Genomic DNA, 23,816 nt, shown 5'->3' with positions numbered 1-23,816 from the left:
ATCAAAAAGAAGATGGATTTACCAGCAGAAACAAAAAGTGCAAAGCAACGCAAGCCGGATTGGCTCAGGGTGAAACTTCCTATAGGGGAAGAGTACAGGAAAGTTCGTGAAATTGTGAGTGATCATAAACTCCACACCATTTGTCAGAGCGGGAACTGTCCGAATATGGGTGAATGTTGGGGCGCAGGCACAGCAACATTTATGATTCTTGGTAATGTATGCACTCGTTCCTGTGGTTTTTGCAATGTAGCAACGGGCAGACCGGAAGCGGTGGATCCTTTTGAACCCTTACGTGTGGCAAAATCTGTCAAGCTTATGGGAGTAAAACACTGTGTGATTACTTCGGTCGACCGTGATGATCTGGCGGATGGCGGATCACAGATCTGGGTGGAGACGATTCAAAAGATCAGGGAATATTCACCGGAAACAACACTTGAAACACTCATTCCTGACTTCCAGGGTAAATGGGAAAATCTGGAGCGTGTTTTGGATGTTCGGCCGGAAGTGATTTCTCACAATCTTGAAACTGTACGAAGACTCACCAAACAAGTGAGGGTACAGGCGAAATACGAAAGAAGTTTAGAAGTATTGAAAAGAATCAGTGATGCCGGTATTGCTGCGAAGTCAGGTATCATGTTGGGATTGGGAGAGAGCAAAGAAGAAGTACTTGAATCGATGCAGGATCTCCGTCAATCGAATGTGTCGATACTTACATTGGGACAGTATCTTCAACCAACAAGTGAGCATCTCCCTGTAGTAGAATTTGTACATCCGGATGTATTTGCAGAATTCAAAAAGGCTGGAATGGAAATGGGTTTTCGTGTTGTTGAAAGTGGTCCATTGGTTCGTTCCAGTTATCATGCGGAGAAGCACCTTTTGTAAAATCATGATGCCGGTTATTTTGGTTTCCAGCAATAGTTTTATTTATCATTCTCCCATCAAATTGAATCTAAAGGATTCTCTTATTCTCAAAGAAATATTTTAAAATAACATTTGTATGAAAAAAACGCGTGTTGCTATTAATGGTTTTGGCAGGATTGGAAGGATGACAGCAAGAATGCTGATGTTGAAGGAGAATGTAGAATTAGTAGCCATTAACGATTTAACCGATAACCTCACACTCGCGCATCTTTTCAAATACGATTCGATCCATGGAAAATTTGCGGGTGAAGTTAAGTTTGATGAAAAGTATCTGACCATTGACGGATATAAAATTCTTAGTTTATCAGAAAGAGATCCTGCAAAGCTCCCATGGAAATCTTTGGAAATAGATGTGTTATTAGAATGCACCGGAATTTTTACGGATAAGGCAGGAGCGGAATTGCATTTGAAGGCCGGGGCAACACGCGTTATACTCTCTGCTCCCGCAAAAGGAAAAGAACCGGTGAAGACAATTGTTTTGGGAGTTAATGACGAGTTGATTCTGCCAACGGATACCATTTTGTCGAATGCTTCATGCACGACCAATAATGCGGCACCGATGTTGAAAATACTGGATGAGAAGTGGGGAATTGAATCCGCATTTGTGACCACTATTCATGCTTATACAGGAGATCAGAATATTCACGATGCTCCGCATAAGGATTTGAGAAGAGCAAGGGCAGCGGCTGTTTCCATCATTCCGACTTCAACGGGAGCGGCGAAAGCATTGGGAGATGTATTACCACATTTACAAGGGAAACTGGGTGGAGCAGGAATCCGGGTACCGACCCCGGACGGATCCTTAACTGATGTTACTTGTATTTTAAAAGCCCATCCAAGTATTGAAGAAATAAATGCTGCTTTCAAAGAAGCTTCCGAAACATACTTCAAAGGCATTTTGGAATACACTGAAGATCCTATTGTATCGATTGATATCGTAGGAAATCCAGCCTCTTGTATTTTTGATTCTCAGTTGACGACAGTACTTGGATCAATGGCTAAAGTTGTAGGATGGTATGATAATGAAATGGGTTATAGTAACCGTTTGGCGGAGCTTGTTGTGAAAATCGGACAATAAGGCAGTTATTTCAAATTTCACGAAGATCCTGACATCTATGATGTTATATAATTGAATATTAATTATATATACTTGTGTAATCTTGTTTTCTCCTATTTCTTTGATCTGATTATCTGAAAGTGCATAATGCTACATTTCAATTGCCTTTTCTTGTTTTACCAAGAAAAGGTAATTTTTTTATATAAAAATGTTTGCAATTCAGACTGATTTGGGCTATTTCTCCAGTTTATCATAAATTTAACGTACATTAACGAATAATATCCGGTTAGAATCGTTTCTTTGATCAGGAAATGCTACATGGTTTTTTCGCACCATTCACAGGTTTTCTGCCAATGCGACCATCACTTGCAAATGGTATAGTAATTGAAAACTTCATCTGCGAAACATATTAGAAGTGTTTCTTGTTATCTTCTTATATTTATTTAATCTAAAGAAAAATGGTACGTCGCCCCAGTAGAAAGGCCAAAATCGTAAAACAGCCTGAGCATGATGCCGCAACACGCATCAAAGTTCAGCTCGATCATAAAACCATGATGGTAGTTCATTCGATGGCTGCATTTAAAATGTGGAAAAAGCGTTATCCGCTTGCCAGAGTGATTGCCTGAGTTTTGGTTTTTCTGGTTTTGTCCCGGAAATCATTAGAAGGTTCCCCGATAGGGGAACCTTTTCTATTTTCTTTCAATTGAAAATATTTTTCAAGAAAATTTGCAATTCCATTCCACTTTTCTACATTTGCAATCCCTTTTTGGAGGGGTAGTGTAATCGTTGAAATTTGAGTAAAAAAGCCGATGTAGCTCAGTTGGCCAGAGCTACTGATTTGTAATCAGTGGGTCGGGGGTTCGAATCCCTCCATCGGCTCGAGTTCTTTGAATTTAAAATTGCTGGTTTAGTAAACCCTTGAGAAGGGGAGATACCAGAGTGGCCAAATGGGACGGACTGTAAATCCGTTGCGCGAGCTTCGGAGGTTCGAATCCTCCTCTCCCCACCAAAAAACCTTTAGGAGGTTGGCGGAAAAATTTGGTTGCATTCTCAAGGAAAATCTCCAGTTAGTAAAGGCTGAAATTCAGTTCCTTACAAGCGGAAGTAGCTCATTTGGTAGAGCATCAGCCTTCCAAGCTGAGGGTGGCGGGTTCGAGCCCCGTCTTCCGCTCTTGAACAGAGTAAAAAGTGAGTGGTTTGGTTTGAATTCTGAATGGCGTTCAATGATCGGGCAGATTACTTTAAACTCAAACAAGCCAATGTAGCTCAGTTGGTAGAGCACATCCATGGTAAGGATGAGGTCACCAGTTCGATCCTGGTCATTGGCTCATAATGGGATCGGAGCTGATGAAAGGGAAGAGCTTCCCGAAGGGATTAGGATTTCAAATCCGATTCTGTGCATTGGCTCATAGTAAAATTGATTTAATCCGGGTTTGATTTCATTTTAATTTTACAAATGAAAATTTCCCGGATGAGGCCCTTAAAAGCCATTATTTTTGGTTATTATTTGTTTGACTTATTCAGACTGACAAGAGCTTCCCTCGCTCAGTTCTTCAAAAGACAGACAATAAAACATACACTTCACTTAATTCTAAATCATTAACCTCTAATACCTCATTGCGATGGCAAAAGAAAAATTCGATCGTTCCAAACCTCACGTCAACATTGGAACAATTGGTCACGTTGACCACGGTAAAACGACCCTCACTGCCGCCATTACCACAGTTTTGGCTAGTAAGGGTCTTGCTGAATTACGTTCATTCGATTCAATCGATAACGCTCCTGAAGAAAAAGAGCGTGGTATCACTATTAACACGGCTCACGTTGAATATGCAACGGCGAACCGTCACTATGCACACGTTGACTGTCCGGGTCACGCTGACTATGTAAAGAACATGGTAACAGGTGCGGCTCAGATGGATGGAGCGATCCTGGTGGTTGCTGCAACTGATGGTCCTATGCCACAGACTCGTGAGCACATCCTTCTTGCTCGTCAGGTTGGTGTTCCAAAAATCGTTGTATTCATGAACAAAGTGGACATGGTTGACGATCCGGAACTTCTTGACCTCGTTGAAATGGAAATCCGTGAGTTGTTGAGCTTCTATGAATTTGATGGAACAAACACTCCTGTTATCCGTGGTTCTGCTTTGGGTGGTCTGAATAAAGATCCGAAATGGGTAGAAGCTATCATGCAATTGATGGATGCGGTTGACTCATATATTCCGATTCCTCCACGTGATGTTGATAAGCCTTTCCTTATGCCTGTAGAAGACGTGTTCTCGATCACTGGTCGTGGAACAGTTGCTACCGGTCGTATCGAGCGTGGTGTTATCAACTCTGGTGATGATGTTGAAATCATCGGAATGCAGGAGAAATCTTTGAAATCAACGGTTACTGGTGTGGAAATGTTCCGCAAAATCCTTGACCGTGGTGAAGCTGGTGATAACGTTGGTCTGCTCCTCCGTGGTATCGAAAAGAACGATATCCGTCGCGGAATGGTTGTAGCTAAGCCGGGATCAATCACTCCTCACACTCAGTTCAAAGCTGAAATCTACGTATTGAAGAAAGAAGAAGGTGGTCGTCACACTCCTTTCCACAACAAATACCGTCCTCAGTTCTATCTCCGTACAACAGATGTTACAGGTGAAATCACACTTCCGGAAGGACGTGAAATGGTAATGCCTGGTGACAACGTTACCATCACAGTTGAATTGATTCAGCCGGTGGCAATGGACAAAGGTCTGCGTTTCGCGATTCGCGAAGGTGGCCGTACTGTTGGTGCAGGTCAGGTAATTGAGATCGTAAAATAAATCAATTGAACTTCAGGCAGACAGCAGGTGATGGTAACATCTCCTGCTGTTTCCTGTCAATACAAGACCCAGAGAAACCTTGTTTTTATGCTTTTTAAAGGCATAAAAATTTGCTCGGCGAAATTCTGCAGAGTTCTTCTCAAGGTCGGCTATACGGGTGTAGCTCAATTGGTAGAGTAGCGGTCTCCAAAACCGTTGGCTGGGAGTTCGAGTCTCTCCACCCGTGCGATAAAGTTCCCTGGTCAGGTTTTCTTCCTGAATATTTGACCAGCTACAAATGCGGTGATTAACCATTAATGCATAACGAATAATCGAACATGAGCAAAATCTCTGCTTATATAAAAGAAAGCTACACCGAACTGGTTGACAAAGTTAGTTGGCCAACATGGGAAGAGCTTCAAAGTAGTGTGATCGTGGTAATGGTGGCTACAGCCATCATTGGTCTCGTGATCTTCGTGATGGACTTTGGTTTCCAGGCCATCATGAACCTGTTCTATAAAATGATTGCCTAAATCACCCAAGAAATGTCCGAAGCACAACAGCAGAAAGAACTGGTGAGAAAATGGTATGTCGTTCGTGCCATCAGCGGTAAGGAGAAGAAAGTAAAGCAATACATCGAATCCGAAATCAACCGATTGAAGCTGAACGATTATGTCGCGCAGGTATTGATTCCAACGGAGAAGTTCTACCAGATCCGTAACGGTAAAAAAGTCAGTAAAGAGAGAAATATTCTTCCGGGTTATGTGCTGATTGAAGCCGCCCTGGTTGGAGAAATTCCTCACATCATAGAAAATATTTCCGGGGTGATTTCTTTCCTCGGAGCAAAAGGTGAAGCTCCGGCTCCTTTGCGTCAGTCTGAAGTGAACCGAATCCTCGGCAAGATGGATGAACTGGCGGATAGTGAAGCAGTCATGAGTGTTCCATTTGTGGTTGGGGAAACTGTGAAAGTGATCGATGGTCCGTTCAATAGTTTCAGCGGAGTGATTGAAGAAATCAATGAAGAAAAGAAAAAGCTCAAAGTAATGGTGAAAATTTTCGGAAGAAAAACACCGCTTGAGTTGAATTATATGCAAGTAGAAAAAGAGTAAATGAATCGGAATTGTTCCAGCGCAGCGTGAGCTTCCACTCGCAAAGCGGAACGTTCTCCGGTTACAAAACAACAAAGAGCCATGGCAAAAGAGATAAGCACATACATTAAACTTCAGGTTAAAGGCGGAGCGGCAAATCCTGCACCTCCGATTGGACCGGCCCTCGGTGCGAAGGGTGTCAACATCATGGAATTCTGCAAGCAGTTCAACGCTCGTACGCAGGATCAGCCAGGAAAAGTATTACCTGTTATCATCACAGTTTATACAGATAAATCTTTTGATTTCGTTATCAAGACTCCTCCTGCAGCTGTGCAGTTGCTTGATTTTGCGAAATTGAAAAGCGGATCAAAAGAGCCAAACCGTAATAAGGTTGGTACTGTAAACTGGGATCAGGTGCGTCAGATTGCTGAAATTAAAATGCCTGACCTGAACTGTTTTACAATTGAATCAGCAATGAGTATGGTTGCCGGTACTGCACGCAGCATGGGTATCACTGTAGAAGGTGATCGTCCGTTCTGATAGATTTAGCAGATACAATCATTTCATCCGTTAGAAAAGATCTCCTGAGAAATCAGGAACTTGATAATCGAGATTATAACAGAAGGAGGGGGAGATCCCATCAAACCCGTCAGCACTTCAAAACTTAAATTTCAATGGCAAAAATCAGTAAAAAGAGAAAGCAAGCTTTGGCCAAAGTGGATCAAAGCAAGGCTTACAATTTGACTGAAGCGTCAAAAATTGTGAAGGAAATCACTACCACAAAATTTGATGCATCAGTGGATCTTAGTATCCGTCTGGGTGTAGATCCCCGGAAAGCAAACCAAATGGTTCGCGGTGTCGTGACGCTTCCCCACGGAACCGGTAAAACCAAGAAGGTTCTTGTACTTTGTACACCCGATAAAGAAGCTGAGGCGAAAGAAGCCGGAGCGGATTATGTTGGACTGGATGAGTACATTCAGAAGATTGAGCAGGGATGGACAGACATCGACGTTGTAATCACTATGCCCAGTGTTATGGGTAAAGTTGGTAAACTCGGTAAAATCCTCGGTCCCAGAAACCTTATGCCGAACCCGAAAACAGGTACTGTTACGACTGATATCGCGAAGGCAGTAAACGAAGTGAAAGCCGGTAAGATCGACTTCAAAGTCGATAAGCAAGGCAGTATCCACGCATCCATCGGAAAAGTTTCTTTCGATGCGAAGAAGATTGCTGAAAACGCGAATGAATTGCTTCACACGATCATTAAACTGAAGCCATCATCCGCTAAAGGCACTTACATGAAGAGTGTATACCTGTCCAGTACGATGAGCCCATCGGTTCAAGTCGATACGAAAACCTTATCGTAATCCGGAACATTTCCGGTTAAACCTCAAACGTTAATCCATCATGAAAAGAGAAGAAAAGGACGTGATCATTGGCGAGATCGCGGAACTCCTCAACAAATATCCAAATGTCTACATCACGGACACATCCGCGTTGACTGTTGCTAAAACAACTCAATTGCGTCGCTTGTGTTTCAACAAAGGGGTGAAGATGCTTGTAGCCAAGAATTCATTGATTCAAAAGGCAATGGAAAAGAAAGATGCGGCTTCCTATGAAGGAATTTTCGTGTCTCTCAAAGGTACCAGCGCTCTGATGTTCAGTGAAACAGGAAATGTCCCTGCAAAACTTATCAAAGAATTCCGCAAAGGCGGGAACGAAAAACCTCTGCTGAAAGGAGCCTGGATCGATACAGCTGTTTTCCTCGGAGACAATCAACTCGATACCCTTGCAACCATCAAATCCAAAAATGAATTGGTGGCTGATATTATTGCCTTGTTACAATCTCCTGCACGCAATGTTATCTCCGGCCTTCAGTCAGGCGGTGGCAAACTTGCAGGAATTATTAAAACACTCTCAGAACGGGCTGCATAAGCTGCTGTACTCTGTTGGTGTAGTGAAAAGAATGCTTCCAAGAACAACATAATTCAATCAATTAGTTTTAACCAGAAATCTCTAACAATCAAAACCTCATAAAAATGGCAGATCTCAAAGCATTCGCTGAGCAGTTGGTCAACCTGACAGTGAAAGAAGTAAATGAACTTGCAAAGATCCTGAAGGATGAATATGGTATCGAGCCTGCAGCTGCTGCTGTAGCTGTTGCCGCAGTTGGTGGTGGTGATGGCGGTGCCGTTGCTGCTGAAAAATCAACATTCGACGTTATCCTCAAAGCTCCGGGTGGAGCAAAATTGAACATCGTGAAATTGGTGAAAGAAATCACCGGACTTGGCCTGAAAGAGGCGAAAGACCTGGTTGATGGCGCACCAAAACCGGTGAAAGAAGGCGTTTCCAAAGAAGAAGCGAACGCAATTAAAGCACAATTGGAAGAAGCAGGAGCTGAGATTGAACTTAAGTAAGGAACCGGCTTCTGTCCGCGAGCAATTATAGACCTTTCCCCGTTCAAAACGGGGATAGGTCTATATCCTTTTTTAACTGGTGAAGGTTTCCGGAAACACTCACTGTTGAAAATTCAAATTCACTTACTTAAACCCCAGCACCGTGTCCACAGCCATAACTCCTACCAAAAGAATCAGCTTCTCGACGAATAAGCATACTATCGACTATCCTGATTTTTTGGATGTCCAACTGAAATCTTTTCAGGATTTTTTCCAGCTTGAAACAACCTCTGACAACCGTCAGAAAGAAGGTCTTTATAAAGTATTTAGTGAGAATTTCCCGATCACGGATTCCCGGAACAATTTCGTTCTGGAGTTTCTGGATTACTTCATCGATCCACCAAGGTATTCGATTGAAGAATGTATCGAAAGGGGACTGACTCACAGTGTTCCACTGAAGGCAAAACTTAAATTGTATTGCACCGATCCGGAACACGAAGATTTCGAAACGATCGTCCAGGATGTATACCTGGGAACAATTCCCTACATGACTCCGAAGGGTACCTTCGTGATCAATGGAGCGGAACGTGTTGTCGTTTCCCAGTTGCACCGTTCCCCGGGCGTATTTTTTGGACAAAGCCGCCACGCGAATGGTACAAAACTGTATTCAGCCCGTGTCATTCCTTTCAAAGGATCATGGATTGAATTCGCTACCGATATCAACAATGTCATGTATGCATACATCGACCGGAAAAAGAAATTCCCGGTAACGACTTTGCTGCGTGCTATCGGATATCAGACGGATAAAGAAATCCTCGAGATCTTCGGTCTCGCCGATGAATTCAAAGTAACCAAATCAGGTATCAAGAATGCAGTCAACCGTAAACTCGCTGCCCGGGTTCTGAAAACATGGGTGGAAGATTTCGTTGATGAAGATACCGGTGAAGTGGTTTCCATCGAGCGTAACGAAGTGATCATCGAGCGTGAAACTATTCTCGAAGAGCATCATCTCGAATTGATCGTTGAATCAGGTGTAAAATCCATTATCCTTCACAAAGAGGATATGAACACCAACGATTACGCGATCATTTACAATACACTTCAGAAAGATACATCGAACTCGGAAAAAGAAGCGGTGGAACACATCTACCGTCAGCTTCGTAATGCCGAGCCACCGGATGAAGAAACAGCTCGTGGAATTATCGACAAACTGTTCTTCTCTGATAAACGTTATGACCTTGGAGACGTTGGCCGTTACAGGATCAACAAAAAACTCGGTCTCGAAATCGCTGAAGACACACGTGTACTTACCAAACAGGATATCATTGAAATCATCCGTCAGCTGATCCAGTTGATCAACTCAAAAGCGGAGGTGGATGATATTGACCACTTGTCAAACAGACGTGTGCGTACTGTTGGTGAGCAATTGTATGCTCAGTTCGGAGTGGGACTTGCCCGTATGGCCCGTACCATTCGTGAGCGTATGAACGTTCGTGACAATGAAGTGTTCACACCTGCGGATCTGATCAACGCGAAGACCCTTTCTTCCGTGATCAATTCGTTCTTTGGAACGAACCAGTTGTCACAGTTCATGGATCAAACTAATCCTCTCGCTGAGATTACCCACAAACGTCGTTTGTCGGCACTCGGACCAGGAGGTCTCTCCCGTGAACGTGCAGGATTCGAGGTACGTGACGTACACTATACACACTATGGTCGCTTGTGTACCATCGAAACACCGGAAGGACCGAATATCGGTTTGATTTCATCCCTCTGTGTATTCGCGAAAATCAACAATCTCGGTTTTATCGAAACTCCATACCGTAGTGTAACCAATGGTAAAGTGGATGTTGAGAAGCCGGTCATTTACCTCACCGCGGAAGAAGAAGATGGAAAAGTTATCGCGCAGGCAAATGCAGGCGTAAATGAAAAAGGTGATTTTGAAGAATTGAAAGTGAAGGCACGTTACGAAGGTGACTTCCCGATCGTTGATCCGGATAAAATTCACCTGATTGACGTTGGCCCTAACCAGATTGCTTCGATCGCCGCATCTCTCATTCCATTCCTCGAGCACGATGACGCCAACCGTGCCTTGATGGGATCAAACATGCAACGTCAGGCTGTTCCATTGTTACGTCCACAGGCTCCAATTGTAGGTACCGGTCTTGAAGGATTGGTTGCCCGTGATTCCCGTGTACTCATCAATGCGGAAGGCGATGGAGTAGTTGAATATGTTGATGCAAATGAAATTGTGATTCGCTACAACCGCAAAGAGCACGAGAAACTTGTGAGCTTTGAGGATGATGTGAAATCTTATAACCTTACCAAATTCCAGAAGACGAACCAGAGTACTTGTATTAACCTGAAGCCGATTGTTACAAAAGGACAAAAGGTTAGAAAAGGACAAGTACTTTCTGAAGGTTACGCGACACAAGGCGGAGAACTTGCTTTGGGACGTAACCTGAAAGTGGCTTTCATGCCTTGGAAAGGGTACAACTTCGAGGATGCGATTGTAATTTCTGAAAAAGTAATCCGTGAAGATATCTTCACATCCATTCACGTGGATGAATACAGTCTGGAAGTTCGCGATACCAAACGTGGTATGGAAGAACTCACTGCTGATATTCCAAACGTAAGTGAAGAAGCTACCCGTGAGCTGGATGAAAATGGAATCATTCGTGTTGGTGCTGAAGTAGGAGAAGGTGATATCCTGATCGGAAAGATTACTCCGAAAGGTGAAACCGATCCTTCACCGGAAGAAAAACTTCTGCGTGCGATCTTTGGTGATAAAGCAGGTGATGTAAAAGACGCTTCTCTTAAAGTTCCACCATCCGTGAAGGGTGTTGTGATCGATAAACGACTCTTCTCACGTGTTGTCGCAAAAGACAAAGCACAGAAAAATGACGAGAAAGTTCAGCTTGAAAAACTGGACAAGGAATACAATCAGCATGCTGCTGAATTGAAGGAAAAACTGATTGATAAATTATTCCTTCTTGTGAGTGGAAAAACTTCCCAGGGTGTGACTGACCTCTTCAAAGAAGTCATCATTCCCAAAGGAGCGAAGTTCACTCAAAAGATGCTCTCTGAAATCAACTACGAAACCGTTAATCCGGATAAGTGGACAACTGATAAAGAGAAGAACGATCAGATCAAGCAATTGCTGCACAATTTTAACATCAAATACAATGATGTAACCGGAATCTACAAGCGGAAGAAATTCGCGCTGACAGTAGGTGACGAATTGCCTGCGGGAATTGTTCAGCTTGCTAAAGTTTATATTGCCAAGAAGCGTAAGCTGAAAGTGGGTGATAAGATGGCCGGTCGTCACGGAAACAAGGGTATCGTCGCGAAAATTGTTCGTGATGAAGACATGCCTTTCCTTGAAGATGGAACTCCGGTTGATATTGTTCTCAATCCGCTGGGTGTACCTTCCCGTATGAACCTTGGACAGATTTATGAAACCATCCTTGCATGGGCCGGAGAAAAATTAGGGATGAATTTTGCCACTCCTATTTTTGATGGTGCTACTATTGAACAGATCGACGATTATGTTCTCAAGGCAGGTCTTCCGAAATTCGGTTCAACGTATTTGCATGACGGAGGTACAGGAGAGCGTTTTGACCAGCCTGCGACAGTAGGAATCATCTATATGATGAAACTCGGACACATGGTTGACGACAAGATGCACGCCCGTTCAATCGGACCATACTCTCTCATCACTCAGCAGCCGTTGGGTGGTAAGGCGCAGTTCGGAGGTCAGCGTTTTGGTGAAATGGAAGTTTGGGCACTGGAAGCATTCGGTGCGGCAAACATCCTTCAGGAAATCCTTACCGTGAAATCAGATGACGTCATCGGTCGTGCGAAAACGTACGAAGCGATTGTAAAAGGCGATAATCTGCCGACACCGGGAATTCCGGAATCCTTCAACGTATTGCTCCACGAATTACGTGGCCTTGGACTGAAGATTACCCTCGAATAATGTTTGATGTTTGGAATTAAACGCGATCACGCTTAACATTCTTACAACGTCAAACTAAAAATCAAAAAAGATGGCAACCAGAAAAGAAATAAAGATCAAATCCAATTTCACCAAGATCATCATCAGTCTTGCCTCTCCGGAGCACATCCTGGAACAGTCAAGTGGTGAGGTTCTGAAGCCTGAAACCATCAATTACCGTACTTACAAACCCGAGCGCGACGGATTGTTCTGCGAGCGGATTTTCGGACCGGTAAAAGATTGGGAATGTCACTGCGGTAAATACAAGCGTATCCGTTACAAGGGTATTGTTTGTGACCGTTGTGGTGTTGAAGTAACAGAAAAGAAAGTACGTCGTGAACGTATGGGTCATATCACCCTTACGGTTCCTGTCGCGCACATTTGGTATTTCCGTTCACTCCCGAATAAAATCGGTTACCTGCTCGGACTTCCTACCAAAAAGCTCGACATGATTATCTATTACGAGCGTTACGTAGTTATTCAGTCCGGTGTGAAAAAGGAGGATGGAATCAATTACCTGGACTTCCTGACGGAAGAAGAATACCTCCAGATTCTTGAAACACTTCCGAAAGACAATCAACACCTTGACGAAAAAGATCCGAATAAATTCATCGCGAAGATGGGAGCAGAAGCATTGTATGATTTGCTTTCCCGTTTGAACCTCGATGAACTTTCGTACAATTTACGTCACCAGGCGAGCAATGAAACTTCACAGCAACGTAAGAATGAGGCGTTGAAACGTCTCAATGTTGTAGAAGCTTTCCGTGCCGCGAATACACATATTGAGAATCATCCGGAATGGATGATTGTAAAAGTTGTTCCGGTTATTCCACCTGAATTGCGTCCACTCGTTCCACTGGATGGAGGTCGTTTCGCGACATCTGACCTGAACGATCTTTATCGCCGTGTGATTATCCGTAACAACCGTTTGAAGCGACTTCTGGAAATCAAAGCTCCTGATGTAATTCTCCGGAATGAAAAACGGATGCTCCAGGAAGCGGTGGATTCTCTGTTCGACAATTCACGTAAAGTGAACGCCGTTAAGACAGAATCCAATCGTGCTTTGAAATCCCTTTCTGATTCTTTGAAAGGTAAACAAGGTCGATTCCGTCAGAACTTGCTCGGTAAACGTGTCGATTATTCCGCTCGTTCAGTAATTGTCGTAGGTCCTGAAATGAAACTACACGAGTGTGGTCTTCCTAAGGACATGGCAGCTGAGCTCTTCAAGCCATTTATCATCCGTAAGATGATTGAGCGTGGAGTAGTGAAGACTGTTAAATCAGCGAAGAAAATTGTAGACAGAAAAGATCCTATCGTTTGGGACATTCTTGAAAATGTACTGAAAGGACATCCGGTTCTTCTGAACCGTGCCCCGACACTGCACAGATTGGGTATCCAGGCATTCCAGCCAAAACTTATTGAAGGAAAAGCGATCCAGCTGCATCCCTTGGTTTGTACGGCTTTCAACGCTGACTTTGACGGTGACCAAATGGCTGTGCACGTTCCACTCGGACATGCAGCTGTATTGGAAGCCCAAATGCTGATGCTTGCTTCTCATAACATTCTTAACCCTGCTAACGGTGCTCCGATTACCGTTCCTTCACAGGACATGGTTCTTGGACTTTATTACATTACCAAAGAGAAAAAATCTGATGGTAAGGTAAAAGTGAAGGGTGATGGAATGAAGTTCTATTCCGCGGAGGAAGTGATTATCGCTTTCAACGAAGGAATTGTTGAACTCCATGCTCCAATCCAGGTGAAGACAAATGTGCTGACAGAAGATGGCGGACTCAAGAAAGAGATCATCAAAACTACTGTTGGTCGCGTATTGTTCAACCAGGTTGTTCCTGAATCAGCAGGTTACATCAACCAATTGCTGACCAAGAAAGCTCTTCGTGACATCATCGGAGAGGTATTGAAGAAATGTGGTGTCGCTCAAACAGCCAAATTCCTTGATGATATCAAAGATCTCGGATTCAAAATGGCCTTCAAAGGCGGACTTTCATTCAATCTGGAAGATGTAAAAATCCCGGATGTGAAAACCGAATTGATTGGCAAAGCGAATCTTGAAGTTGATGAAGTGATGAATAACTACAACATGGGATTCATCACCTATAATGAACGTTACAACCAGATTATTGATATCTGGACACGGACCAGTTCACGTATCACGGAGACGTTGATGAAACAATTGTCGACTGACAAACAAGGTTTCAACTCGATCTACATGATGCTTGACTCCGGAGCCCGTGGTTCCAAAGAGCAGATTCGTCAGTTGGGCGGTATGCGGGGTCTTATGGCGAAACCACAAAAGAGTGGTTCCACCGGAGGAGAAATCATCGAGAACCCGATCCTTTCTAACTTTAAAGAAGGTCTGTCGATCCTTGAGTACTTTATCTCTACTCACGGTGCGCGTAAAGGTCTTGCCGATACAGCTTTGAAAACAGCTGATGCCGGTTACCTCACACGTCGTCTCGTGGATGTAGCTCAGGACGTGATTATCACAGATGAAGATTGTGGTACACTTCGTGGTCTTGCGGAAACAGCATTGAAGAATAATGAAGAAGTAGTAGAATCACTCTACGATCGTATTCTTGGTCGCGTTTCCCTGCACACCATCTATCATCCATTGACTGGTGAAGTGATCATTGAATCTGGAAAAGAATTCACTGAAGAAATCGCTGCTCATATTGAAGAGTCGCCGATTGAAACTGTTGAAATTCGTTCCGTTCTTACTTGTGAATCAGATCGTGGTGTGTGCGCGAAATGCTACGGCAGAAACCTTGCTACCGGTAGAATGGTACAGAAGGGTGAAGCGGTTGGTGTTATTGCAGCGCAGTCCATCGGTGAACCTGGAACACAGCTTACTCTCCGTACGTTCCACGTCGGTGGTGTGGCTCAGAAAGGTGCCAACGAATCTGAACTGAAAGCGAAATACAGTGGTAAACTGGAGTTCGAAGAAGTGAAGACAGTAACACACAAGGATGGCAATAAATCTCATGAATTGGTTATCGGACGTTCTGGTGAATTCAGAATTGTCGATACCAATACAGGTACAATTTTAACGACTTCAAACATTCCGTACGGTTCTAAACTGTTTGTGAAAGCCGGGGATGTGGTGGAGAAAGGAACTGTAATTTGCGAATGGGATCCGTACAATGCGGTTATCCTTTCCGAGTTCCCTGGTAAAATTGAATTCGAACATATTGAAGAAGGTATCACTTTCCGTGAGGAATCGGACGAACAGACCGGTTACAAGGAGAAGGTGATCATCGAAACTCGTGATAAGACTAAGAACCCGGCTATCCGGATTCTCGACGAGAAGAAGGAAGTTGTGAAAGGCTACAACATTCCGGTAGGCGCGCACATCATGGTGAACAAAGGACAGAAGATTCAGTCCGGTGACATCCTGGTAAAGATTCCTCGTGCAACCGGTAAGTCAGGTGATATCACCGGTGGTCTGCCACGTGTAACTGAACTCTTCGAAGCACGTAACCCAAGTAATCCTGCTGTTGTTTCTGAAATCGACGGTATTGTGTCTTACGGTGGAATCAAGAGAGGTAATCGTGAAATAGTCATCACTTCCCGTGATGGTGAAGTCAAGAAGTATCTGGTACCGCTGTCCAAACACATCCTTGTTCAGGACAATGACTTTATCAAGGCAGGTGATGCACTTTCAGACGGAGCAATCACACCAAGCGATATCCTTGCGATCAAAGGACCAGCAATGGTTCAGGAATACCTCGTTAACGAAGTACAGGAAGTATACCGTTTGCAGGGTGTGAAGATCAATGACAAGCACTTTGAAGTTATCGTTCGTCAGATGATGCGTAAGGTGGTTATCGAAGATCCGGGTGATACTGTATTCCTCGAGCGTGAGTTCGTGGATCGTGTTGATTTCATGAAAGAGAATGATTCCATGATGGACAAAGTAGTTGTTCTTGAACCTGGAGATTCTACAGAAGTGAAAGCCGGACAGATCATTACTTTGCGTAAACTTCGTGAAGAAAATTCACTGTTGAAGCGTAAGGATCAGAAGCCAATTGATGCCAGAGATGCCATTCCGGCGACATCTTCTCCGATTCTTCAGGGTATCACACAGGCGTCACTTCATACGAAGAGCTGGATTTCCGCTGCTTCCTTCCAGGAAACAACGAAAGTTCTTAATGAAGCTGCTGTCAACGGAAAAGTTGATGACTTGCTCGGATTGAAAGAAAACGTAATTGTTGGTCACCTCATTCCTGCAGGTACCGGATTGCGTGAGTATGACCGACTGATTGTAGGTTCTCAGGAAGAATATGATCTCCTGATGGCTTCCAAGCAGGAAGAGGAAGTTTCAGCCCGTTAATCCCTTAAAATAATAAGAAAGGGTCACTTCGAAAGAAGTGACCCTTTTTATTTTAGGATGGGGAAGAGCTTAGAATATTGATTTTTTTACGACCTTTGGTAAAACAAAGAAATAACCAATCATGGACGATAACCAGAATCCTTCCAACCAACTCAACATTGAACTGACTGAAGAGATTGCAGATGGAATTTATTCCAACCTGGCGATCATTACGCACAGCAATTCTGAATTTGTCATTGATTTTGTAAAGGTGTTACCCGGTGTTCCTAAGGCAAAGGTGAAGTCCAGAATTTTACTGACTCCTCAGCATGCAAAACGTTTATTGGCTGCGATGCAGGATAACATTGCGAAGTATGAAGCTGTTCACGGCACTATTAAGCAAACTGAAGGCATTGGTATCCCAATGAATTTTGGTGGTCCAGCAGCTCAGGCCTGAATTTCCGGTGGATCAAAAAGCAAGCTGATTTCAGGGAAGAAGTGTTCTTAACACTTCTTCAGAATATTTTCAGGATATCCACAATCACATCTTTTTCGTGTTGAGGTGTAACAGCTTCAGCGTAGACCTGATTGACCATTACTTTTGTGATGTTCTCGGCTGAGGGTTCAATTTTTACTTCAAAAAACCTTCTTCTCAAAATAAATCGATTCTTCCTGAGGATCAAAGACATTGCTTTTTCATCCCAATGCACGAGCTTATATCCCTTTTTTTCAGTTTCCTGGGATATAAGTATCCTGAACACCTTGCGGGCAGGGTAGTACAAGTAGGTTGCTTCCATAAGATCTTGCGCAGTGGAAAAAGGGGATCAGAGGAAAAGTTAATCTTACAAGTATAAGAAAATCACATTACCAAATCATGAATTTTGTAAATAAGTGGATTTTTTCTTGGACGTTTCCATTGACACTCAAGTCTTCAAGAACCATTTCGCCTTTTCCTGAGTCTTTTGGGCAGATCTTCTACCAGATAAAAGTAAGCCATAGATATTAACCCCGCGACGAAGAAAAACATCGCTGTACCTCTTGTGTTATCGTCAAAGTAAAATTCACCAATCATCCACACGGAATTCGCGCAAATCCAGAAACAAATTGCAAGATTATGTAAGAGCTCGGCTTTGTCGAACCTGTTTCTCCAGGTAATAAAAATGGCGAACGCCAGGGTGGGAGCAATCATGATAACGCCCAGCATTTTTGATAAACTTACCCAACACAAATCCTTCAATAGCCAAAGTAGGATGTGAAAATTCTCAACTTTTCTTATATCGTGGATAGATTTCATATTGATAAATGTAGAAATTTTGGCTTACACATTGTCGGATACTATTTTCAAGTTGCCAATTTTTTTTGAAACCCTCAAAAATTTGTGACCAATGGAACCCAAGAACTTTCTGGAGAAGTTTTATAAAAATGAAAGAGTGGAAATGTTAAGTGACGGTGTATTTGCAATCGTTGTCACTTTATTGATTCTTGATTTGAAAGTCCCCGAACTCAAAGATGGGCATTCTCCGGATGCCTTGTGGGAAGCTCTATGGTTATTGAGGAATAAATTTCTCAGTTTTATTCTGAGTTTTCTATTTGTAATCAATTTATGGTTCAGTCACAATGTTTTGTTCAGGGTTTTTATCCGGGTTGACAATGTGATGCTTTGGCTGAATAATTTATATCTCCTGGTTGTTTGTTTTGTTCCTTTTCCAACCGGTTTGATTGGTGAATACCCTGAGAATTCCACAGCGATGATTTTGTTTGGGATTCCATGGTTATTGATCCCAATTATTATTCACTCACTTGGTACATATGCTATGAAAAAAGGACACCTTTCTCCTCTTGTAGATATGAGGCGATATAAAGAAAACAGTAAAGCGGTACGAACTTACATTCCTGTTTCAATAATACCATTGATTATTTCACTGTGGTATCCATTGGTCAGTTTTTGTATTTACATACTCCTGCTCATCACCGGAATTATTCTCGGATGCAGAGTTCGATTAATAAAAGGTGAAGTAGAATGATTGAAGATTTCCGGTGAAACAGAAAAATTCCTGATCTTATTTTTTCAGAATTGCCTCGAGTAAGGATGGATTATCAGGGGTAACTTTAGAACGAAAACGATGCACAAGATTTCCATGTTCATCAATAAGGAATTTCTCGAAGTTCCAGTTGATATCACCTGTAAAATCAGGGTTTGTCTGAGAAGTCAGCCATTTGAAAAGCGGATCCATATTTTCTCCTTTTACTGAAATTTTTGACATGACCGGAAATGAAACTCCATAATTCTTTTTGCAAAAAGCAGAAATCTCTTCATTGGTTCCCGGTTCCTGTCCACCGAAATTATTGGCAGGAAAAGCAATGATCACCAATTTGTCTTTTTGTTCTTCATAAAGTTTTTCTAAACCTTCGTATTGCGGAGTATATCCACAAGAAGATGCAGTATTTACGATCAGTATTTTTTTTCCCTGATATTGATCCAGGCTGATTTCCTTACCGCTTATATCTTTCACCTTAAATGAATAAACATTTTGAGATGCATCGCTGAGAAGGGATAGCAGTGTGATTAACATGAACATAATTTTTTGTTTTATTAGATAACAAATGAATTTGCGGAAAGTTTAATCATTTCCCGGTCAATCCAGTGCACTTCTGTTATAAATCAGGAACCCGAGTTGGAAGAGGAAAGAAAAAGGATTTTTACGATCGTCATAATAATTCAGGAAGGCACCAACCGGCCCTAATGGGCTATGGAAAACAGCCCCAAGGGAGCCTATATAATATCTTCTGGAAAGCGGTTCGCCATATTGTGTCTTTAAATCCGGAGTGCGCACCAATTCCTCGTAAGGTTGGAAAATGTATGCTTCCAGTCGCATATCCAGATTGTTTTTAATCATGATAACATTTCTTAATCCGGCTCCCGCGAAATTATGTGCATGGAAATTTGGGAGAAAAAGTGTTTTCGTTTCCTGAACAGGATTGAAAGAAGGAGAGTTTAGGATTGTGGAAGTGTAATTTGCAAGGAATGGAATATCGGAAGCGGCTGCTTCCATGTAAAATCCCAGCTTGATTCGCCCTCTTCTTTTGTAATAATTCTCATAAACAATTTTCAATTGAAACCATTGGTGATTGTCTTCACGCAAACTTCTGTCGACCGAAGTAGAACCGGGAATAGTGTATTCGTTTGCGTTCACATAACGAAGGCTGACATTCAGAAAAGTCCCCTGATTCGCATATTGTTTTCTGTTGAGCGTGTTTCTTTCAAATTCCAGTGAACCTGTCAGACCCTTCAAAATAGATTTGTCAGCGGTATCGTTCTGCAGGAAATTTGATGTTTGATAATAATTATCCGCGATCCTGAAATAGGACGAAGAGGCAATAATCTTTCCTTTATTGCGCGCGGGTAAACCCAGACTTAATCCATAATCCTGATCTGATTTTACGATATAAGCGGGTTTCTGGTCTGTGAAGAAATCATTGCTACTTCGGAAAAAATCATATTGATTGATGGTCGCTGCCGCTTCCAGAAAGTAAGGGATTCTGGCCGGTGAATCCATCCTGACTTTGACCTGTCCGGAGGTATATAATTTCCCGAAATAAAAATTCCCACTGAAGGAGTATGCTTTCTTGTGCCACAAATTGTATTGAAGTCCGATGAAAGCTTCACTGATTGGGCGGGAAGAAACACTTCCTCCGAATTGGGTGATCAGATCTTTTTCCCTTTGGATTCGCACTTTCATGTCGTAAAATCCGGTCACCTTGTTGTATTTCAAAGTAGGAAAGATTGTCTTGATATTCTGATCAGCTACAAGCTGGAAGTAGGCAGCTTTCAGTCTGGAGAGAGGAATAGGAGAATAGGAGGGCTTTAATACCTGGCGTACATATTCAGATTGTTTACTGTTAATACCTTCAATCACCACATTGTCGATTAATACGCTTTTTAGATTGCCGCGAAAAATTTCTCTCCGTCTTTCCAAAGAATCCTTGTCAATTCTACGTTGAATATTGAACTGAATGCGCTCCATTTGAGCGATGGCAGCTTTGTATCCTTCATCTATCAAACCATCAATATTGTCAAAATCGAACAAGCCGAATTTATCCGTGTTGGGTTCGATCAAAATTCCATTTTCACAAATCACTGAAAAGTTTGTTGGCGTAGTCATCATCGCACGAATCTGTGAAATGATATTTGTTTCAGAAGTGGCCATCGTACTACCTCCTGAATTAATTCCAATGATGATATCGGGTTGAAAATCCTTAAGCATCACATCCGCAGGAAAGTTATTGTACATTCCTCCATCGTATAATATTTTACCATCAAACACAACGGGTCTGAAATAAAAGGGATAGGCTGAAGATGCCCGTACAGCCATTCCCAGGTCTCCATCCTTAAAGATCACCGTTTGCTTGTTTTCTATATCCGCAGCCACACAGCGAAACGGAACAAACAGAGAATCGAAATTATAATCCGCAGCCGCGATCACCGGAGCTGTATATTGCATCAGCGCATAGTCAATCGGAACAGAGCTCACCAGACTTGTTGGCAGGGTCGTTTGGATAATAGAGTCAAGAGAAAATTTCAGGTTAATCCAGGACGCATTTTCCTCCCGTTTCCGGAAATAATAGGTGTAATTTTCATCAATTGTTCCGGTTGCCCAATTGTAAAACTCTTCTGTGTGTACAAGAGAATCCATCTGAGTAGGAGAGAGCCCCATTGCATACATACAACCTACTATGGAACCGGCGGATGTTCCGGCGACATAATCAATTGGAATCCCATATTCCTCCAGTGCTTTCATTACTCCGATATGGGCCAATCCACGTGCACCACCTCCGCTAAGTACAAGACCGACTTTCTGGGCGTGTACTGTTGCTGAGCTGTACAAAAGCACGGAGAACATAAAGATTCTCAGGAATGCGGTATGCACAGGATGGTTTTTAGGAATGGGGTTGAGTTTCAAAGTTACGAAGCAGAATTGATTTGTAAGAAAAGTGTTTTGAAATATTCAGGAGCTTTCAGTAAACGTGATCCATACCATGAAAATGCCTCCCCGTCTACCAGAAGGACTTCTGCCTCCGGTATCAGTTCTTTCATGAGCTGTAGCTCCTTTTCTTTAAATGGATAGGGTTCAGATGACAACAAAATTAAGTCCGGTTTCAATTGAAGTAATTCCTCAGGATTGGTTTCGGGATAGCGTAGTTGTCCTGAAAATGCATTTTCAAATCCACATCTTTCAAGCATATCGTTGATGAATGTGTTCTGTCCTGCAACCATCCAGGGTTCTTTCCAGATCAGATAGGCCGTTTTTGCCAGAGTTTTTGGTCGGGAGTTTTCAAGCTCCTTAAATGAATCGACGATTCCTCGAATCATGCTTTCCGATGAACTTTTTTTTCCAAGTAGCTGACCAAGTGTACCAATCATCTGACAGGCATCGTTCAGATTGTATATATCACTCATCCAGACCGGAAACTCCTGCATCAATTGCTGCACTTGCTCCTGATCGTTTTCTTCCTTGTTACCGATTATCAAATCCGGTTGAAGGGATCTTATTTTATCCAGATCCAGTTGCTTCGTTCCACCGACCCTGGTTTTTGAATGATGCCACTGTTGAGGATGAATACAGAATTTAGTGATACCGACGACTTCAAATTCCAGTCCCAGGTCGTACAAGAGTTCTGTTTGAGAGGGAACCAGTGATACGATTCTTGAAGGAGAAGATTGAAATTTTAATGTTCTCCCAAGTTGATCCGATGTTGTAAACATCCTATGCTGTCATTTACATACCAGTTAAGGATACGATAAGTAAACCTGAAACGAATTAGCGAGCAAGGGCCTCAGCGATATCGCTGCGTGTAATAATATAGCTCCTGTTAGCTTTGAAATCTTTTACCAAAACAGCACTGCGATCCATTGAAATCATTTTCGATAATGTATCCAATGGAGTTGTGATGTCGACAAAGGGAAGCGCTTCCTGCATGATTGATTCGACCGGATCATTTTTAGCATTGGGATTTTCCATGATGCGGTTGAAGACCAGATTTTCATAAATGGAACCAATAATCCGATCTCCGGATGTAACAGGAATTTGCGAAAAATTATAATCGGTGATCAACTTTAGTGCGTTGCCAATGGTATCCGATTTTTCAATAGTCATCAGATCTGCATTCTTGCGAGAACTGACCAGATCCTGAGCGGTCATACCTTTTTTATCAAGATAACCCATTTTACGCATCCATTCGTCGTTGAAAATCTTGGCGATGTAACGAGTACCATGATCATGAAAAATGATCACGACTACATCCTTTTCAGTGAGCTGATCTTTTAACTGAAGCAATCCGGCTACAGCTGAGCCGGCAGAATTTCCTACCCAAATCCCTTCCTTCTGAACAATTTCCCTGGTCATCAGGGCGGCATCTTTATCAGTTACTTTTTCAAAATGATCTATGATTCCGAAATCGTAATTCTTTGGGATAAAATCTTCACCAATTCCTTCTGTGACGTATGGATATATTTCATTTTTATCCATCTTTCCAGTATCACGGAAAACTTTCAATACTGATCCGTAAGTATCAATACCCCAGATTTTCACATTCGGATTTTTTTCCTTTAAAAATTTTCCGGTACCACAGATAGTTCCACCGGTACCAGCGCCAACGACAAGATGTGTAATTTTGCCATCTGTCTGATCCCAGATTTCAGGACCGGTTTGTTCGTAATGTGCCTGACGGTTACTGAGGTTATCGTATTGGTTAGGATAAAAAGAATTAGCGATTTCTTTATTCAGACGCGCTGCAACAGAATAATAGGAGCGGGGATCTTCAGGTTCAACATTCGTAGGACAAACAATAACCTCAGCGCCAAATGCTCTCAATGCGTCAACTTTTTCTTTGGATTGCTTATCGGTGGTTGTGAAGATGCATTTATAACCTTTTACAATTGCTGCAATGGCAAGCCCCATCCCTGTATTGCCGGAAGTTCCTTCGATAATGGTACCGCCGGGTTTAAGTTGTCCTGATTTTTCAGCATCCTCAATCATTTTTAAGGCCATTCTGTCTTTGATAGAATTTCCAGGATTGAAGGTTTCAACTTTTGCATACACAGTAGCTTTCACACCGGCTACAACATGATTCAAACGAATCATCGGTGTGTTTCCGATGGCATCGAGAACTGTATCACAAACTTTTTTTGAAGAACTCTTAGTCATAATCTGAGCGTATAATGGATGGATTTTTTATTTGAA

Annotated in this window: 20 protein-coding genes and 5 tRNA genes; 19 read left to right on the top strand and 6 right to left on the bottom strand. The window is 42.6% G+C overall.

Going from position 1 to position 23,816, the window contains the following annotated elements:
• Window positions 1-12 precede the first annotated feature (12 nt).
• The 18 genes from lipA to IPP86_16040 all read left to right on the top strand — a co-directional run bounded on the left by lipA (window position 13) and on the right by IPP86_16040 (window position 17,032).
• The gene (gene lipA, locus IPP86_16125; protein MBL0140026.1) at window positions 13-882 is read left to right on the top strand and encodes a lipoyl synthase; all 870 of its coding nucleotides are present in this window, start codon (window positions 13-15) and stop codon (window positions 880-882) included.
• Window positions 883-997: 115 nt separating this feature from the next.
• Complete coding sequence (gene gap, locus IPP86_16120) at window positions 998-1,999, top strand: type I glyceraldehyde-3-phosphate dehydrogenase (protein ID MBL0140025.1); 1,002 nt, start codon at window positions 998-1,000, stop codon at window positions 1,997-1,999.
• Window positions 2,000-2,436: 437 nt separating this feature from the next.
• Window positions 2,437-2,604: a hypothetical protein gene (locus IPP86_16115; protein MBL0140024.1), complete on the top strand. Its 168-nt coding sequence runs from the start codon at window positions 2,437-2,439 to the stop codon at window positions 2,602-2,604.
• 179 nt (window positions 2,605-2,783) lie between these two features.
• Window positions 2,784-2,857, top strand: a tRNA-Thr gene (locus IPP86_16110).
• Window positions 2,858-2,903: 46 nt separating this feature from the next.
• A tRNA-Tyr gene (locus IPP86_16105) sits at window positions 2,904-2,987 on the top strand.
• 89 nt (window positions 2,988-3,076) lie between these two features.
• Window positions 3,077-3,149 (top strand) — tRNA-Gly (locus tag IPP86_16100).
• Window positions 3,150-3,233: 84 nt separating this feature from the next.
• Window positions 3,234-3,306 (top strand) — tRNA-Thr (locus IPP86_16095).
• A gap of 294 nt (window positions 3,307-3,600) precedes the next feature.
• On the top strand, window positions 3,601-4,788 hold the full coding sequence (gene tuf / locus IPP86_16090; GenBank protein MBL0140023.1) for an elongation factor Tu: 1,188 nt from the start codon (window positions 3,601-3,603) through the stop codon (window positions 4,786-4,788).
• A 153-nt stretch (window positions 4,789-4,941) separates the two neighbouring features.
• Window positions 4,942-5,014: transfer RNA gene (locus IPP86_16085), tRNA-Trp, on the top strand.
• 91 nt (window positions 5,015-5,105) lie between these two features.
• Window positions 5,106-5,300 (top strand): preprotein translocase subunit SecE, encoded by a 195-nt coding sequence (secE, locus tag IPP86_16080; protein MBL0140022.1) that lies wholly within the window; start codon window positions 5,106-5,108, stop codon window positions 5,298-5,300.
• A 12-nt stretch (window positions 5,301-5,312) separates the two neighbouring features.
• The gene (gene nusG / locus IPP86_16075; GenBank protein ID MBL0140021.1) at window positions 5,313-5,876 is read left to right on the top strand and encodes a transcription termination/antitermination factor NusG; all 564 of its coding nucleotides are present in this window, start codon (window positions 5,313-5,315) and stop codon (window positions 5,874-5,876) included.
• 81 nt (window positions 5,877-5,957) lie between these two features.
• Window positions 5,958-6,395, top strand: a complete 438-nt coding sequence (gene rplK / locus IPP86_16070; GenBank protein ID MBL0140020.1) for a 50S ribosomal protein L11 — start codon at window positions 5,958-5,960, stop codon at window positions 6,393-6,395.
• Between the two features lie 134 nt (window positions 6,396-6,529).
• On the top strand, window positions 6,530-7,222 hold the full coding sequence (locus IPP86_16065) for a 50S ribosomal protein L1 (protein MBL0140019.1): 693 nt from the start codon (window positions 6,530-6,532) through the stop codon (window positions 7,220-7,222).
• 40 nt (window positions 7,223-7,262) lie between these two features.
• On the top strand, window positions 7,263-7,790 hold the full coding sequence (locus IPP86_16060; protein MBL0140018.1) for a 50S ribosomal protein L10: 528 nt from the start codon (window positions 7,263-7,265) through the stop codon (window positions 7,788-7,790).
• 104 nt (window positions 7,791-7,894) lie between these two features.
• Window positions 7,895-8,272 (top strand): 50S ribosomal protein L7/L12, encoded by a 378-nt coding sequence (gene rplL, locus IPP86_16055; protein MBL0140017.1) that lies wholly within the window; start codon window positions 7,895-7,897, stop codon window positions 8,270-8,272.
• Between the two features lie 154 nt (window positions 8,273-8,426).
• Window positions 8,427-12,230 (top strand): DNA-directed RNA polymerase subunit beta, encoded by a 3,804-nt coding sequence (gene rpoB, locus IPP86_16050; GenBank protein MBL0140016.1) that lies wholly within the window; start codon window positions 8,427-8,429, stop codon window positions 12,228-12,230.
• A gap of 70 nt (window positions 12,231-12,300) precedes the next feature.
• On the top strand, window positions 12,301-16,596 hold the full coding sequence (gene rpoC, locus IPP86_16045) for a DNA-directed RNA polymerase subunit beta' (GenBank protein ID MBL0140015.1): 4,296 nt from the start codon (window positions 12,301-12,303) through the stop codon (window positions 16,594-16,596).
• Window positions 16,597-16,717: 121 nt separating this feature from the next.
• Window positions 16,718-17,032, top strand: a complete 315-nt coding sequence (locus IPP86_16040) for a DUF3467 domain-containing protein (GenBank protein MBL0140014.1) — start codon at window positions 16,718-16,720, stop codon at window positions 17,030-17,032.
• A 58-nt stretch (window positions 17,033-17,090) separates the two neighbouring features.
• On the opposite strand, the gene IPP86_16035 is transcribed toward IPP86_16040, so the two are convergent.
• Both IPP86_16035 and IPP86_16030 read right to left on the bottom strand, forming a co-directional pair.
• A complete protein-coding gene (locus IPP86_16035; protein ID MBL0140013.1) occupies window positions 17,091-17,372 on the bottom strand; it encodes a hypothetical protein in 282 nt (93 codons plus the stop codon).
• Between the two features lie 134 nt (window positions 17,373-17,506).
• Window positions 17,507-17,869 (bottom strand): hypothetical protein, encoded by a 363-nt coding sequence (locus IPP86_16030; GenBank protein MBL0140012.1) that lies wholly within the window; start codon window positions 17,867-17,869, stop codon window positions 17,507-17,509.
• A 91-nt stretch (window positions 17,870-17,960) separates the two neighbouring features.
• On the opposite strand from IPP86_16030, the gene IPP86_16025 reads away from it, so the two are divergent.
• The gene (locus IPP86_16025) at window positions 17,961-18,599 is read left to right on the top strand and encodes a DUF1211 domain-containing protein (GenBank protein ID MBL0140011.1); all 639 of its coding nucleotides are present in this window, start codon (window positions 17,961-17,963) and stop codon (window positions 18,597-18,599) included.
• Window positions 18,600-18,635: 36 nt separating this feature from the next.
• On the opposite strand, the gene IPP86_16020 is transcribed toward IPP86_16025, so the two are convergent.
• From IPP86_16020 to IPP86_16005, 4 genes are all read right to left on the bottom strand, one after another.
• A complete protein-coding gene (locus IPP86_16020) occupies window positions 18,636-19,154 on the bottom strand; it encodes a glutathione peroxidase (protein ID MBL0140010.1) in 519 nt (172 codons plus the stop codon).
• 57 nt (window positions 19,155-19,211) lie between these two features.
• Window positions 19,212-21,476 (bottom strand): patatin-like phospholipase family protein, encoded by a 2,265-nt coding sequence (locus IPP86_16015; GenBank protein ID MBL0140009.1) that lies wholly within the window; start codon window positions 21,474-21,476, stop codon window positions 19,212-19,214.
• A gap of 62 nt (window positions 21,477-21,538) precedes the next feature.
• A complete protein-coding gene (locus tag IPP86_16010; GenBank protein ID MBL0140008.1) occupies window positions 21,539-22,339 on the bottom strand; it encodes an ABC transporter substrate-binding protein in 801 nt (266 codons plus the stop codon).
• A 55-nt stretch (window positions 22,340-22,394) separates the two neighbouring features.
• Complete coding sequence (locus tag IPP86_16005; protein MBL0140007.1) at window positions 22,395-23,780, bottom strand: pyridoxal-phosphate dependent enzyme; 1,386 nt, start codon at window positions 23,778-23,780, stop codon at window positions 22,395-22,397.
• Window positions 23,781-23,816: the final 36 nt, after the last annotated feature.

It is taken from the genome of Bacteroidota bacterium (assembly GCA_016720935.1).
Lineage (GTDB): Bacteria > Bacteroidota > Bacteroidia > AKYH767-A > 2013-40CM-41-45 > JADKJP01.
The sequence above is the reverse complement of the archived record's forward strand: the minus strand, read 5'-3'. Positions and strand labels throughout refer to the sequence as shown.

What these genes read in the sequence shown, in the direction of transcription:
- lipA (MBL0140026.1), top strand. Translation starts at nt 13, where the DNA reads ATGGATTTACCAGCAGAAACAAAAAGTGCAAAGCAACGCAAGCCGGAT.
- gap (MBL0140025.1), top strand. Translation starts at nt 998, where the DNA reads ATGAAAAAAACGCGTGTTGCTATTAATGGTTTTGGCAGGATTGGAAGG.
- IPP86_16115 (MBL0140024.1), top strand. Translation starts at nt 2,437, where the DNA reads ATGGTACGTCGCCCCAGTAGAAAGGCCAAAATCGTAAAACAGCCTGAG.
- tuf (MBL0140023.1), top strand. Translation starts at nt 3,601, where the DNA reads ATGGCAAAAGAAAAATTCGATCGTTCCAAACCTCACGTCAACATTGGA.
- secE (MBL0140022.1), top strand. Translation starts at nt 5,106, where the DNA reads ATGAGCAAAATCTCTGCTTATATAAAAGAAAGCTACACCGAACTGGTT.
- nusG (MBL0140021.1), top strand. Translation starts at nt 5,313, where the DNA reads ATGTCCGAAGCACAACAGCAGAAAGAACTGGTGAGAAAATGGTATGTC.
- rplK (MBL0140020.1), top strand. Translation starts at nt 5,958, where the DNA reads ATGGCAAAAGAGATAAGCACATACATTAAACTTCAGGTTAAAGGCGGA.
- IPP86_16065 (MBL0140019.1), top strand. Translation starts at nt 6,530, where the DNA reads ATGGCAAAAATCAGTAAAAAGAGAAAGCAAGCTTTGGCCAAAGTGGAT.
- IPP86_16060 (MBL0140018.1), top strand. Translation starts at nt 7,263, where the DNA reads ATGAAAAGAGAAGAAAAGGACGTGATCATTGGCGAGATCGCGGAACTC.
- rplL (MBL0140017.1), top strand. Translation starts at nt 7,895, where the DNA reads ATGGCAGATCTCAAAGCATTCGCTGAGCAGTTGGTCAACCTGACAGTG.
- rpoC (MBL0140015.1), top strand. Translation starts at nt 12,301, where the DNA reads ATGGCAACCAGAAAAGAAATAAAGATCAAATCCAATTTCACCAAGATC.
- IPP86_16040 (MBL0140014.1), top strand. Translation starts at nt 16,718, where the DNA reads ATGGACGATAACCAGAATCCTTCCAACCAACTCAACATTGAACTGACT.
- IPP86_16035 (MBL0140013.1), bottom strand. Translation starts at nt 17,372, where the DNA reads ATGGAAGCAACCTACTTGTACTACCCTGCCCGCAAGGTGTTCAGGATA.
- IPP86_16030 (MBL0140012.1), bottom strand. Translation starts at nt 17,869, where the DNA reads ATGAAATCTATCCACGATATAAGAAAAGTTGAGAATTTTCACATCCTA.
- IPP86_16025 (MBL0140011.1), top strand. Translation starts at nt 17,961, where the DNA reads ATGGAACCCAAGAACTTTCTGGAGAAGTTTTATAAAAATGAAAGAGTG.
- IPP86_16020 (MBL0140010.1), bottom strand. Translation starts at nt 19,154, where the DNA reads ATGTTCATGTTAATCACACTGCTATCCCTTCTCAGCGATGCATCTCAA.
- IPP86_16015 (MBL0140009.1), bottom strand. Translation starts at nt 21,476, where the DNA reads ATGTTCTCCGTGCTTTTGTACAGCTCAGCAACAGTACACGCCCAGAAA.
- IPP86_16010 (MBL0140008.1), bottom strand. Translation starts at nt 22,339, where the DNA reads ATGTTTACAACATCGGATCAACTTGGGAGAACATTAAAATTTCAATCT.
- IPP86_16005 (MBL0140007.1), bottom strand. Translation starts at nt 23,780, where the DNA reads ATGACTAAGAGTTCTTCAAAAAAAGTTTGTGATACAGTTCTCGATGCC.